13 protein-coding genes are annotated in these 12384 nt (G+C 69.4%); 4 read left to right on the top strand and 9 right to left on the bottom strand.

The window, feature by feature from the left end; all coding sequences use genetic code 11:
* The first annotated feature begins 18 nt into the window (after positions 1-18).
* Complete coding sequence (gene holA, locus HL658_RS11115; protein WP_180281987.1) at positions 19-1041, top strand: DNA polymerase III subunit delta; 1023 nt, start codon at positions 19-21, stop codon at positions 1039-1041.
* 22 nt (positions 1042-1063) lie between these two features.
* On the opposite strand, the gene HL658_RS11110 is transcribed toward holA, so the two are convergent.
* The 7 genes from HL658_RS11110 to HL658_RS11080 all read right to left on the bottom strand — a co-directional run bounded on the left by HL658_RS11110 (position 1064) and on the right by HL658_RS11080 (position 7300).
* Positions 1064-1966, bottom strand: a complete 903-nt coding sequence (locus HL658_RS11110) for a ParB/RepB/Spo0J family partition protein (RefSeq protein WP_180281988.1) — start codon at positions 1964-1966, stop codon at positions 1064-1066.
* Positions 1966-2763, bottom strand: coding sequence for a ParA family protein (locus tag HL658_RS11105; RefSeq protein WP_180281989.1), 798 nt, complete (start codon positions 2761-2763; stop codon positions 1966-1968). The genes HL658_RS11110 and HL658_RS11105 overlap by 1 nt, the downstream gene beginning before the upstream one ends.
* Before the next feature lie 49 nt (positions 2764-2812).
* A complete protein-coding gene (rsmG, locus tag HL658_RS11100; protein ID WP_180281990.1) occupies positions 2813-3433 on the bottom strand; it encodes a 16S rRNA (guanine(527)-N(7))-methyltransferase RsmG in 621 nt (206 codons plus the stop codon).
* The gene (gene mnmG, locus HL658_RS11095) at positions 3414-5282 is read right to left on the bottom strand and encodes a tRNA uridine-5-carboxymethylaminomethyl(34) synthesis enzyme MnmG (RefSeq protein ID WP_180281991.1); all 1869 of its coding nucleotides are present in this window, start codon (positions 5280-5282) and stop codon (positions 3414-3416) included. Before mnmG ends, rsmG begins: the two co-directional genes overlap by 20 nt.
* A gap of 68 nt (positions 5283-5350) precedes the next feature.
* Positions 5351-6679, bottom strand: a complete 1329-nt coding sequence (gene mnmE, locus HL658_RS11090) for a tRNA uridine-5-carboxymethylaminomethyl(34) synthesis GTPase MnmE (protein WP_180281992.1) — start codon at positions 6677-6679, stop codon at positions 5351-5353.
* Positions 6680-6695: 16 nt separating this feature from the next.
* A complete protein-coding gene (locus tag HL658_RS11085; RefSeq protein ID WP_425485329.1) occupies positions 6696-6935 on the bottom strand; it encodes a (2Fe-2S) ferredoxin domain-containing protein in 240 nt (79 codons plus the stop codon).
* 113 nt (positions 6936-7048) lie between these two features.
* Complete coding sequence (locus HL658_RS11080) at positions 7049-7300, bottom strand: DUF6489 family protein (RefSeq protein ID WP_180281994.1); 252 nt, start codon at positions 7298-7300, stop codon at positions 7049-7051.
* 171 nt (positions 7301-7471) lie between these two features.
* On the opposite strand from HL658_RS11080, the gene HL658_RS11075 reads away from it, so the two are divergent.
* The 3 genes from HL658_RS11075 (at position 7472) to HL658_RS11065 (ending at position 11017) form a co-directional block, all read left to right on the top strand.
* The gene (locus tag HL658_RS11075) at positions 7472-9490 is read left to right on the top strand and encodes a thioredoxin domain-containing protein (RefSeq protein ID WP_180281995.1); all 2019 of its coding nucleotides are present in this window, start codon (positions 7472-7474) and stop codon (positions 9488-9490) included.
* Between the two features lie 4 nt (positions 9491-9494).
* Positions 9495-9956, top strand: coding sequence for a methylated-DNA--[protein]-cysteine S-methyltransferase (locus tag HL658_RS11070; RefSeq protein ID WP_180281996.1), 462 nt, complete (start codon positions 9495-9497; stop codon positions 9954-9956).
* 86 nt (positions 9957-10042) lie between these two features.
* Entirely contained in the window at positions 10043-11017 is a 975-nt protein-coding gene (locus HL658_RS11065; protein ID WP_180281997.1) for a quinone oxidoreductase family protein, read from the top strand.
* 45 nt (positions 11018-11062) lie between these two features.
* Here the strand turns inward: HL658_RS11065 and dnaQ are convergent, their stop codons facing one another.
* Positions 11063-11743: a DNA polymerase III subunit epsilon gene (gene dnaQ, locus HL658_RS11060; protein ID WP_180281998.1), complete on the bottom strand. Its 681-nt coding sequence runs from the start codon at positions 11741-11743 to the stop codon at positions 11063-11065.
* Complete coding sequence (gene coaE, locus HL658_RS11055) at positions 11736-12380, bottom strand: dephospho-CoA kinase (RefSeq protein ID WP_180281999.1); 645 nt, start codon at positions 12378-12380, stop codon at positions 11736-11738. Before coaE ends, dnaQ begins: the two co-directional genes overlap by 8 nt.
* Positions 12381-12384 lie beyond the last annotated feature (4 nt).

Below are 12384 nucleotides of genomic sequence, written 5' to 3'. Positions count from 1 at the left end.
CGACGGAGCAGGGCGCCCGTGAAACTTTCCGGCAAGGCCATCGACGGTTTCCTCCGCAAGCCCGATCCGAAGGTCCGGGCGGTGTTGCTGTTCGGCCCAGACGCGGGTCTGGTGAAGGAGCGGGCGGAGCAGTTGGGGCGCCACGCCGTGCCCGACCTTGCCGATCCCTTCCGCGTGGTCGAGCTGTTCGGCCGCGCGGTCGCCGATGACCCTGCACGGCTGAGCGATGAGGTCGCCGCCATGTCCTTCACCGGCGGCCGGCGTCTGGTCCGCATCCGCGACGCCGAGGACAACACGACCGCCGCCTTCTCCAGCCTGTTCGAGTCGCTGCCGCCCGGTGACACGCTGGTCGTCGCGGAAGCCGGCGATCTGGCGGCCCGTTCCAAGCTGCGGGCTCTGTTCGAGGGCGCCGACGCCGCCGTCACGATCCCCTGCTATGTGGAGGAGGAGGCGTCTCTCGGCCGCGTGATCGCCGATCTGCTGCACGAGCATGGCTTGTCGGCCGATCCCGACGCCATCGGCTTTCTCGCCGGCAATCTGGTCGGCGATCGCAAGGTCGCACGGGGCGAGGTGGAAAAGCTGGCGCTCTACATGATGGGCGGCAAGCGCGTGACCCTGGACGACGCCCAGGCCTGCATCGGCGACAGCGCCTCGATGGAACCGGACGAGCCGGTGCTGGCGGCCGCCGACGGCGACTTTGCCGGGCTCGATCGCGCGCTCGGCCGTCTGTTCGCGGAGGGAACCAGTCCGGTGCCGATCCTGCGCGCCGCACAGCGGCATTTCCAGCGGCTGCAGCTCGCCGTCGCCCTGACCGCGGCCGGCAAGTCCGCCGAGGCCGCCACCGAGTCGCTGAAGCCGCCGGTCTTCTACAAACTGCGCGGACGATTCGTCGGGCAGGTGCGGCGCTGGTCGCCGCCTTTGGTTCGCCAGGCACTGGAGCGGCTGGTGGAGGCGGAGGCCGACGTGAAGCGCACCCACATGCCGGATGAGACCATCTGCGCCCGCGTGCTGTTCCAGATCGCCTCGATGATCCGGCGCTGACAGCGGGGCAGGGCAGCCCCCGCTATTCGTTTCCGCCCAGCCGCCGGATGACGTCGTCGAGTTGGTCCAGCGTCTGGTAATGGATGGTGATGGTCCCGCGCTTGCCGCCCTGCGGAGCGATGGCCACCCGCAACCCGATGCGGGCGGAGATCTCCTCCTCCAGATTCATCAGGTCGATGTCCTTCAGCGGCGCTTCCGCGGGCCGCCCACCGGAGCGCTTCGGCTTCGGATCGCCGGCACGCACGAGATCCTCGGTCTGCCGCACGTTCAGCCCGCGCTTCACCACCTCGCGCGCCACCGAAACCGGATCGTCGACAGTCAGCAGCGCCCGGGCGTGACCGGCGGTGAGCGAGCCGTCCTGCACCAGCCCCTTGATCGGGTCAGGCAGGGCCAGCAGCCGCATCATGTTGGCGACGTGGCTGCGGCTCTTGCCAACCACCTTCGCCAGATCCTCCTGGGTGTGCTGGAACTCCTCCATCAGGCGGCGGTAGCCCTCCGCCTCTTCCAGCGCGGTGAGATCCTGGCGCTGGATGTTCTCGATGAGCGCGATTTCGAGCGCTTCACGGTCCGACAGGTCGCGGATGACGACCGGCACCTCGTGCAGGCCGGCCATCTGTGCCGCGCGCCAGCGTCGTTCGCCGGCGATGATCTCATACTCGTTGGTGGAGTCGGGATCGCGGCGGACAAGCAGCGGCTGGAGGATGCCCTTCTCCCGCACCGACTCGACCAGACCCTGGATGGCCTCCTCGTCGAAGGTGCGACGGGGTTGGTAACGGCCGGGATGCAGGAACTCGATCGGCACCTGCTTGGACTGGCGCACCTTGTCCAGCGCGGTGTAGTCGTCCGTCGCCTCGCCGAACAGGGCGGACAGGCCGCGGCCAAGGCTCGCCCGACGGGCTGTCTCGCTGCGCTTGGGCTCGTCCATCACGCGGTCAGCCTCTTCTCGCGGCGCAGCACCTCACCGGCCAGATGGATGTAGGCCTGCGCACCGGACGAACGCATGTCGTAGAGCAGCACCGGTTTGCCGTGGGACGGTGCCTCGGACACCTTGACGTTGCGTGGAATCACCGTGTCGTACACCTTCTCACCGAAAAAGCCCCGGACGTCGGCCGCCACCATGTCGGACAGATTGTTGCGCTTGTCGAACATCGTCAGCACGACGCCGTGGATGTCCAACGCGGGGTTGAAGCTGCGCTTTACCCGCTCGATGGTGCGGACGAGGTGGCTCAATCCTTCCAGCGCGTAGAACTCGCACTGCAGGGGGACCATGACGGCGTGCGCCGCCACCAGTGCGTTGAGGGTCAGCAGACCCAGCGCCGGAGGGCAGTCGATGAGCACATAATCATACTCGATGGCGCTACGCTCGACCGCCTGCCGCAGCCGGTACTCACGGCTGGTGGCACCCACCAACTCGATCTCCGCGCCCGACAGATCGACGGACGAGGTGATGATCGACAGATTGGGGACGTCCGAAACAACGGCCGCGTCCTCCAGTGCCACATCGTCAAACAGCACGTCGTAGCTGCCGACACCCCGGCGGGTGCGGGGAATGCCCAGCCCGGTGGAGGCGTTGCCCTGCGGGTCCAGATCGATGATGAGGACGCGCTTGCCCACCGCGGCGAGCGCCGTGGCGAGGTTGATGGTGGTGGTGGTCTTGCCGACGCCGCCCTTCTGGTTGGCGACAGCGATCACACGGGCGGCGATCACACGGGCGGTGGTCATGCGGTTCTCCGGGCCAGCGGGGGAGCGCAGCGTGTTCGGAATCACGGAATCAGGCACGGGCGATACCACTCACTCGCAAGATGGCGCCGTTCGCATCGGTGCGGCTGGGGAAGCGATCGACCGACAAGCGCCAGCCATGGGCGGCCTCGGCCAGTTCGTGCTCCGCCTGCTGACCTTTCGGGAAGAGCGCCACGCCACTTGATCCCACAAAGCGATGCGCCCACGCAAGCAGTTCCGCCAACGGCGCCAGGGCCCGCGCGGTGACGACGTCGGCTGTGAGGTCGGGAACCGCGTCGATGCGTCGGGCGTGCACGGTCACATTGGTTCCCGACAACCGCGCCGCTTCCCGCAGGAAGGCCGCCTTGCGCGTGTCGCTTTCCACCAGATGGACGTCGGGAACGCCCATCACCGCGAGCACCAGACCAGGGAAACCGGCGCCGCTGCCGAGATCCACCAGGGTGCGCGTTCCAGCGGGCAGCAGCGGGAAGAGCTGGGCCGAATCGAGCATGTGACGATGCCAGAGATCGTCGAGTGTCGAGGGACCGACGAGGTTGATCTTCGGCTGCCAGCGGCGGACGATGTCGGCGTAGGCGGCGAGACGGTCCAGTGTTTCACGTGAAACACCGGTTTCCGCCTGGAAGGCCGCGGCGTCAAACCGCAACGCGGGCATCGCGGCGCTTCACGTGGCGGAGGAGGGCAACCAGCGCTGCCGGCGTCATGCCGGGTATCCGCGCCGCAGCCCCCAGCGTACTGGGACGAGCCTGCCGCAGCTTCTGACGGATCTCCGCCGAAAGGCTTCCGATCGACTCGACGTCGAGATCCGCCGGCAGGCCGAGCGCTTCATCTTTGCGGAAAGCGCGGATGTCCGCCTCCTGACGGTCGAGGTAACCGGCGTATTTTCCGTCGATCTCGACCTGTTCCGCAATGTCCGCCGCCACCTCGCCAAGCTCTGGCCATAGCTGGGTGAGGGCGGTGAAATCGATCTCCGGGTAGCGGAGGAGGTCCGCCGCGGAGCGACGGACGCCGTCCTGATTGACGGCCACACCGCGACGCGACAGTTCCGCCGGCGTCGCCTGAAGCGTGCGCACCAGCGCCCGAGCCGCGTCGAGCGCCATCGCCTTCCGCTCGAACGCCTCGGCACGCGCCGACCCCACGCAGCCGACCGACATGCCGCGTCGGGTCAGCCGCTGGTCCGCGTTGTCCGCCCGCAGCACGAGACGGTACTCGGCACGCGATGTGAACATGCGGTAGGGTTCGTTGGTGCCGCGCGTGATCAAATCGTCGATGAGGACACCGATGTAGGCCTCGGCGCGATCGAGCACGAAGCCCTCGCCACCGCCGCCCGCCGTGATCGCAGCGTTGATGCCGGCCATGAGGCCCTGCGCCGCCGCCTCCTCATAACCGGTGGTGCCATTGATCTGTCCGGCCAGGAACAGGCGGGGGACGCGGTGTGTCTCCAGTGTCGGACCCAGCTCCCGCGGATCGACGAAGTCATACTCGATGGCGTAGCCGGGGCGGAGCATGACGGCGCGCTCCAGGCCGGGCATGGACGCGATGACCGCGAGCTGGACGTCGCGGGGCAGGGAGGTGGAAATGCCGTTGGGATAGACGGTGTCGTCGTCCAGCCCCTCCGGCTCCAGGAAGATCTGGTGGCGCTCCTTGTCGGCGAAGCGCACCACCTTGTCCTCGATGGATGGGCAGTAGCGGGGGCCGGTGCCCTGGATCTGGCCGGAATACATCGGCGCCCGGTGCAGGTTCGCCCGGATCAGCGCGTGCGCCTCGGCCGTGGACCAGGTGATGGCGCAATCCACCTGCCGCGTGTCGATCCGCTCCGTGAGATAGGAGAAGGGCGGGGGTGGGTGATCGCCCGGCTGCTTTTCCAGCGCCGCCCAGTCGATGGTGCGCCCATCAAGCCGCGGCGGCGTGCCCGTCTTAAGCCGCCCGAGCGGAAAGCCAAGCCGCCCCAGTGTCTCCGACAGGCCGATGGACGGTGCCTCGCCAACCCGCCCGGCCGGTGTGCGCTCCTCGCCCACATGGATCAGGCCACGCAGGAAAGTGCCGGTGGTCAGCACCACGGCACCGGCCGCGATCGTCTCACCCGCCGCGGTGACCACCCCGGACAGGGTGCCGTCCGCACCGACCACAAGGTCTTCGACCCCAACGCCTTCGATGGTCAGGTTCACCTGCTCGGCCAGAACGGCCTGCATCGCCTGCCGGTAGAGCTTGCGGTCGGCCTGGGCGCGCGGGCCGCGGACGGCGGGTCCCTTGCTGCGGTTGAGGATGCGGAACTGAATGCCGGCGCGATCGATGACGCGCGCCATGACGCCATCGAGCGCGTCGATCTCCCGGACCAGATGCCCCTTCGCCAAGCCGCCGATGGCGGGGTTGCAGGACATCTCACCGATGGTGGAAAGCTTGTGGGTGAGCAGCAGCGTGTCGGCACCCATCCGCGCGGCGGCGGCGGCGGCCTCACAACCGGCGTGGCCGGCACCCACAATGATGACATCGAAGCGTCGCATGCGGTCCTTTTACCCGAGCCGGCCCAGCGGGCCAAGCCCGGACTTCCCGTCGTGTTTCACGTGAAACATCACTTGCCGATGCAGAAGTCACGGAAGATCACATCGAGCACATCCTCGACATCCACCCGCCCGGTGATCCGACCCAACGCCCGCGCTGCCATCCGGACATCCTCGGCGGCGAGCTCCGGCAGCACGGCGGACAGCGAGCGGAGCAGCGCGCCGTGACACTCCTCCAGCGCCGACCGGTGCCGTGCCCGGGTCAGGGCGGGCGTCCCGCTGCCGGCCAATCGCTCATCCGCGAATGTGGCCAGCCGCTCCTCAAGCGACCGCAGGCCAGCCCCGGTTCGTGCCGACACGGCAACGAGCGGCTGACCCGCCAGGATTCCGGACACCGGCCCGGACACATCGACCTTGTTCACCACCGCGATGGAATCCCGATCGATCAGCCGGAGCGTCGCTTCGTCCAAAGCCGGCCAGCTCGTCCCGTCGAACACCGCCAATTTCACATCGGCCCGGTCGGCACGGTCCAACGCCCGGCGGATCCCCTCCTCCTCGATCTCGTCGGTGGCTTCGCGCAGACCGGCGGTGTCGGCAAGGACCACCGGGAAGCCGCCGACATCCAGATGCACCTCGATCACGTCCCGCGTCGTGCCCGCACGGGCCGAGACGATGGCCGCCTCGCGGCCCGCCAGCGCGTTCAGCAGGCTCGATTTCCCGGCGTTCGGCGCGCCGACGATGGCGACGTGGATGCCGTCCCGCAACCGCTCGCCGCGCCCCCGATCGTCCAGATGGGCGGCCACCTCCGCCGCCAAAGCCTCGATCACCGGCCGCACCGCGTCCGGGACGCCGCCGGGCAGATCCTCGTCCGGGAAGTCGATGTCCGCCTCCAGGTGCGCGAGGGCGCGGAGGAGGCGCGACCGCCATCCCTCGTACACCGTCCCCAGCGCGCCCGCCATCTGCCGCAACGCCTGCCGCCGCTGCGCCGCCGTCTCGGCATGGACCAGATCGGCGACCGCCTCCGCGGCGGTCAGGTCAAATTTCCCGTTCTCGAATGCCCGGCGTGTGAATTCCCCCGGCTCGGCCGGGCGGAGGCCGGGCACAGACCCCAACGCCTCGATGACCCCGGCCACGACCGCCCTGCCACCGTGCAGATGCAGCTCGGCGACATCCTCTCCGGTGAAGCTCCGAGGCGCGGGGAACCACAGCACCAGCGCATCGTCCAGCGTCTCTCCGCCCACCGGATCGGCCAGGCGCACCAGCGTCGCCATACGCGGCCTGGGAAGCGGGCGACCGGTCAACGCCCGCAGCGCATCCCCTGCGGCCGGTCCCGAAACGCGAACCACCGCCACGCCGGCGCGGCCGGGGGCAGTGGCGAGGGCGAAGATGGTGACGCTCATGACGGGACTGGACGCCTCAGCCGACCTGCTCCGGACGAAGCTCCCGCTGGTCGTTGGTGAGCATCAAGCGTTCGACCGGACGGCCGCCGACCAGATGGGTCGTCAGGATCTCGTCCACGTCGGCGCGGGACCGGCAGCTGTACCAAACACCGTCGGGGTAGACGACGATGGTGGTCCCGAGCTCGCACCGATCCAGGCAGCCGGCGGAGTTGATGCGCGCACCGGCGATGCCCAGCTCCTTGGCGCGCGCCTTCATGTAATCCCGCAGCTTCTCCGAACCCTTGTCGGCACAGCTTCCGCGCGGGTGTCCCGCCGGTCGCTGGTTGGTGCACACGAACACGTGGGCTGAGAAAAAAGGCGTCTCGTCCGTCACTTCTTGCCGTCCTGTCCCATGGCTCCGGCCAACTGCGACCAGAACATCTTCTGAAGCTGCTCCATGCCCTGGATTCCGGCGGGAAGCCAGGTGTTCATGATCGATTCCGGATCCATCGCGTTGAGACTGGCGGTCATCCGCTGCTGGATTTCCCGCATCATCGCCTCCTGCATCGGCTTGACGTCCGGCAATCCGAGAAAGGTGCGCGCCTCGTCGGGCGTGCAGTCGATGTCGATGGTGATCTTCATGGGGCGATACCCCTTGCGGCCAGGTGGGAGCGGTGAATATAGGGATTGTGAGCCACCCCGGCCCATGTCCCACTATACAGATGGGCTGTCCGGGCGCAACGCCGGCACCCCCATGCGGTTATCCGGGCACCGCCGGCCGCCGCGGCGACCGGCCCGAACAAGGATCATCCCATGTCCGCCAACCTGCTGCACCGCGAGACCAGCCCCTACCTGCTCCAGCACAAGGACAACCCCGTCCACTGGATGCCCTGGGGCGACGAGGCGTTCGAGCGGGCGCGGCGGGAGGGCAAGCCGATCCTGCTGTCCGTCGGTTACGCCGCCTGCCACTGGTGCCACGTGATGGCGCATGAGAGCTTCGAGAATCCGGCCATCGCCGGGCTGATGAACGAGCTGTTCGTCAACATCAAGGTCGACCGGGAGGAGCGGCCCGACGTGGACCACATCTACCAGTCGGCCCTGGCGTTGCTGGGCCAGCCCGGCGGCTGGCCTCTGACCATGTTCCTGACCCCCGGTGGCGAGCCGTTCTGGGGCGGCACCTACTTCCCGCCCTCCAGCCGCTACGGCCGTCCCGGCTTTCCCGACGTCCTGCGCGGGGTGGCCGAAACCTACCGCGCCGACCCGGAGAAGATCGGCCGCAACGTCACCGCCCTGCGCGAGGCGCTGGAGTCGCTGGCGGAGAACCACGCGGCCGGGGCCGTCGACGTGGCGGTGCTCGATCAGGTGGCCGAGCGGCTGGTGCGCGAGGTCGACAGCTTCCGCGGCGGCATCGGCAGCGCGCCGAAATTCCCGCAGGTGCCCATCTTCGAGCTGTTCTGGCGGGCCTGGCTGCGCACCGGGCGCAACCCGTTCCGGCAGGCGGTGATCACCACCCTGACGCACATGGCGCAGGGCGGCATCTACGATCATCTCGGCGGCGGCTTCGCCCGCTATTCCGTCGATGACGAGTGGCTGGCCCCGCATTTCGAGAAGATGCTCTACGACAACGCCCAGCTCCTGGAGCTGATGACCACCGTCTGGCAGGAAACCAGGGAGCCACTGCTCGAGGCCCGCTGCCGGGAGACGGTCGGCTGGCTGCTGCGCGAGATGATCGCGGACGGCGGCGGCTTCGCCTCCACCCTCGACGCCGACAGCGAGGGGGAGGAGGGGCGCTTCTATGTCTGGACCGAGGCCGAGGTCGACCGGCTGCTGGGGCCCGACGCCCCGCTGTTCAAGCGTGTCTACGACGTCAGCGCCGGTGGAAACTGGGAACACCGCAACATCCTCAACCGCCTGCAGACCCTGGAGCTGGAAGACACGGCGACCGAGGAGCGGCTCGCCGCCCTGCGCGCGGTCCTGCTGGCGGCGCGGGAGGGGCGTGTGCGGCCGGGCTGGGACGACAAGGTGCTGGCCGACTGGAACGGGCTGATGATCGCGGCGCTCGCCAACGCTGGCGCGGTGTTCGGCGAGGACTCCTGGATCACGGCGGCGCAGCGCGCCTTCAACTTTGTGGTGGAGCGCATGCAGCGCGACGGGCGCCTGCACCACGCCTGGAGGGACGGGCAGCTCAAACACCTCGGCACGCTCGACGATCTGGCGCAGATGGCGCGGGCCGGGCTGTTCCTGTTCGAGGCGACCGGCGATGCGGCGCCGCTCGACCACGCGCGGGGCTGGGTGGCGGTGCTCGACCGGCATCATTGGGACACGGCGCGCGGCGGCTATTTCTACACCGCGGACGACGCGGCCAACCTGATCGTCCGCACCAAATCGGCCCACGACGCCGCGGTGCCGGCCGGCAACGGCACCATGGTCGGCGTGCTGGCCCGCCTCCACGCCCTCACCGGGGAGGAGGCCTACCGCGAGCGGGCCGACGCCCTCATCGCCGCCTTCTCCGGCGAACTGACGCGCAATTTCTTCCCGCTTTCCACCCTGCTGAACGGGGTGGAGCTGCTGACCAGGCCGGTGCAGGTGGTGATCGTCGGCGATCCCGCCGACCCCGCCGCCGCGGACCTGCGACGGGCAGCCCTCGGGCCCTCCGTGCCCAACCGCATCCTGATGCGCGTGACACCCGACCAAGCCTTGCCGGCCGGGCATCCGGCGGCGGGGAAGGGGCAGCGGGAGGGTCGGCCTACCGCCTATGTCTGCGTCGGGCCGACCTGTTCGCCGCCGGTCACCGATCCGGCGGACCTTGTGGCGGCCTTGCGGGGCCGGTGACGCCATGGGGCTGAAGACGATCGACAGCCCCTTGGGGCCGCTGGCGCTCACGTCCTTCGCGGGGGCGCTGGTGGCGCTGGATTGGGGGCGTGCCAGCCGGGAGGAGCCGGATCCCGTGCTGGACGATGCCGCCCGCCAGCTTGACGCCTATTTCGCCGGGCGCGGCATGGGCTTCACCGTGCCCTTGCGCCCAGCCGGCACCGCGTTCCGTCAACGGGTATGGGCGGCGATGCAGGCGATCCCCTACGCCCGCACCGCCACCTATGGCGACATCGCCCGCGCGCTCGTGTCGGCCCCACGGGCGGTCGGCGGCGCCTGCGGGGCAAACCCGCTTCCCATCGTTATTCCGTGCCACCGGGTGGTCGGCAGCGCCGGTCCCGGCGGCTATTCCGGGTCCGGCGGGCTGGACACCAAGGCGTGGCTGCTGGCCTTCGAGCGCCGGCACGACGGCCCGGCCCCGGATTGACCACACCCAACCGGCGGGGGCATGGTCGACACCGGTACCACAGAGCCGGCCTCGAAGCGCCGGTTCCACAGGGAGAGACAAGAGCCATGGTGCACGCCATCCGCATCCACGAAACGGGCGGACCCGAGGTCCTGCGCTGGGAGGAGGTCGAGGTCGGCGAGCCCGGCCCCGGTCAGGTCCGACTGCGCCACACCGCCGTCGGCTTGAACTACATCGACACCTATCACCGGACGGGCGCCTACAAGGTGCCATTGCCGTCCGGCCTTGGTCTGGAGGGTGCCGGGGTGGTCGAGGCCGTGGGCCCCGACGTGACGGAGTACAAAGCCGGCGACCGCGTCGCCTACTGCACCGGCCCAATCGGCGCCTACAGCGAGGTGCGGCTGATGCCGACCGACAAGCTGATCCCGCTGCCGAGCTGGATCGAGGACCGGCAAGCCGCGGCCATGATGCTGCAGGGCCTGACGGCGCAGTTCCTTCTGCGCCAGACCTACGTCGTGAAGCCTGGCGACACCATCCTGGTGCAGGCCGCCGCCGGCGGGGTGGGGCAGATCCTCTGCCAGTGGGCCAAGCACCTGGGCGCCACCGTCATCGGCACCGTCAGCACCGACGAGAAGGCCGAACTGGCCCGCGCCAACGGCTGCGACCATCCCATCGTCTACACCCGCGAATCCTTTCTGGAGCGGGTGAAGGACATCACCGCCGGGAAGGGCGTTCCCGTCGTCTATGACGGCGTCGGCAAGACCACCTTCATGGACGGCCTGGACTGCCTCGCGCCGCGTGGTCTGATGGCGCTGTTCGGCGCGGCGTCCGGCCCGGTGCCGCCGCTGGACCTCCAGCTGCTGGCGGCCAAGGGCTCGCTCTACGTCACGCGCCCGACGCTCTTCGTCTACATGCAGAAACGGGAGGACCTGATGGCCGCGGCCGCCGACCTGTTCGATGTGGTGAACAGCGGCGGCGTGACCATCCGCATCGGCCAGACCTTCCCGCTCAAGGACGCGGCCGACGCGCACCGGGCGTTGGAGTCGCGGGGAACGACGGGGTCGACCATCCTGGTGCCTTAACGGCAGGACGCAGCGGGGCGATGGAACCCACCGCCCCGACCCGCCTTACTCCTGCGCCCACATCGCGTTCTTGAGCGCCTTCACCAGCCCGTCATGGGCGGCCAGCTCCTCCGCCAGGGGCTGGTGGGGTCGCGCCGGGCGGAAGGGCCGATCGACCCGCGCCACCGCCGGGCCGCCCTTCGATGTGCCGGAGGCCGCAAGCGCCAGCCCGGCCTGCCGTCCGCCGAGCAGTTCCAGATACACATCGGCCAGGAGCTGCGCGTCGAGCAGCGCGCCGTGCAGCGTGCGGCCGGAATTGTCGACGCCGAAGCGCTTGCACAGCGCATCCAGAGTGGCGGGGGAGCCGGGGAACTTCTTGCGCGCCATGGCCAGCGTGTCGATGGCCCGATCCATCGGCATCGTCGGATAGCCGCACTCCTTGAGCTGCCAGTTCAGGAAGGTCATGTCGAAGGCGGCGTTGTGGATCACCAGCTTCGAGTCGCCGATGAACTCGACGAAGGCTTGCACGACATCGGTGAAGACCGGCTTGTCGGCCAGGAACTCGTCCGTCAAGCCATGCACGGCAGCCGCATCCGGTGGCACCGGCCGTTCCGGGTTGATGTAGACATGGTAGCGGTTGCCGGTGGACACGTGGTTCACCAGCTCGATGCAGCCGATCTCGACCAACCGGTGCCCCTCGTCCGGCTTGAAGCCCGTGGTCTCGGTGTCCAGCACCACTTCACGCATGGTTTCCCCGTCCCGGTTGATAGCCGCGCGGCGGCCATTGCCGGCCGCGCCGTCCCTTCACGTCCCTCAGCACCCGGCGCAGCCCCCGCCGCGTGACCGCACGGCCGAGGCCGGTCGCGATCACATGGTCGGCCCGCCGCCGCTTTTCACCGTCCGGCACCTGCTGCGCCAGGATGCCGGCGAACTTCTCCGCCGTCATTCCCGGCCGCGCCAGCACCCGCGCGCGCTGCACCGACGCCGGGGCGGAGACGACGACCGTGCGGTCGACCCGGCGGTCGCCACCGGATTCGAACAGCAGGGGGATGTCCAGCACCACCACCGACGTCCGCCGCCGCGCGGCGTTGCGCAGGAAACGCCCCTGAGCCGCACGGACGCGGGGATGGACGATGGCCTCCAGCCGTCGCAGGGCCGGTGGGTTCGCGAAGACCTGGGCGCCCAGCGCCCGCCGGTCGACCGCCCCATCCACGACGACGCCCGGAAACGCCGCTCCAATCGCGCTCACGGCCCCGCCGCCGCGTCCGAGCAACCGGTGCACGATCGCGTCGGAATCGCAGACCGGCACCCCCATCCGCCGAAGCATGGCCGCGGCGGTGCTTTTCCCCATGCCGATCGACCCGGTGAGGCCGAGGACGATCACCCCC

The organism is Azospirillum oleiclasticum (assembly GCF_013423485.1).
Taxonomy (GTDB): domain Bacteria; phylum Pseudomonadota; class Alphaproteobacteria; order Azospirillales; family Azospirillaceae; genus Azospirillum; species Azospirillum oleiclasticum.
Note: the sequence above shows the minus strand (reverse complement) of the source record. Positions and strands in the feature narration are given on the sequence as shown.

Excerpts from the sequence above, each read along its gene's own strand:
- HL658_RS11065 (WP_180281997.1), top strand. The coding sequence starts at position 10,043 with ATGGTGCACGCCATCCGCATCCACGAAACGGGCGGACCCGAGGTCCTG.
- HL658_RS11075 (WP_180281995.1), top strand. The coding sequence starts at position 7,472 with ATGTCCGCCAACCTGCTGCACCGCGAGACCAGCCCCTACCTGCTCCAG.
- mnmG (WP_180281991.1), bottom strand. The coding sequence starts at position 5,282 with ATGCGACGCTTCGATGTCATCATTGTGGGTGCCGGCCACGCCGGTTGT.
- mnmE (WP_180281992.1), bottom strand. The coding sequence starts at position 6,679 with ATGAGCGTCACCATCTTCGCCCTCGCCACTGCCCCCGGCCGCGCCGGC.
- dnaQ (WP_180281998.1), bottom strand. The coding sequence starts at position 11,743 with ATGCGTGAAGTGGTGCTGGACACCGAGACCACGGGCTTCAAGCCGGAC.
- HL658_RS11070 (WP_180281996.1), top strand. The coding sequence starts at position 9,495 with ATGGGGCTGAAGACGATCGACAGCCCCTTGGGGCCGCTGGCGCTCACG.
- HL658_RS11105 (WP_180281989.1), bottom strand. The coding sequence starts at position 2,763 with ATGACCACCGCCCGTGTGATCGCCGCCCGTGTGATCGCTGTCGCCAAC.
- rsmG (WP_180281990.1), bottom strand. The coding sequence starts at position 3,433 with ATGCCCGCGTTGCGGTTTGACGCCGCGGCCTTCCAGGCGGAAACCGGT.
- HL658_RS11110 (WP_180281988.1), bottom strand. The coding sequence starts at position 1,966 with ATGGACGAGCCCAAGCGCAGCGAGACAGCCCGTCGGGCGAGCCTTGGC.
- HL658_RS11085 (WP_425485329.1), bottom strand. The coding sequence starts at position 6,935 with ATGAAGGCGCGCGCCAAGGAGCTGGGCATCGCCGGTGCGCGCATCAAC.
- HL658_RS11080 (WP_180281994.1), bottom strand. The coding sequence starts at position 7,300 with ATGAAGATCACCATCGACATCGACTGCACGCCCGACGAGGCGCGCACC.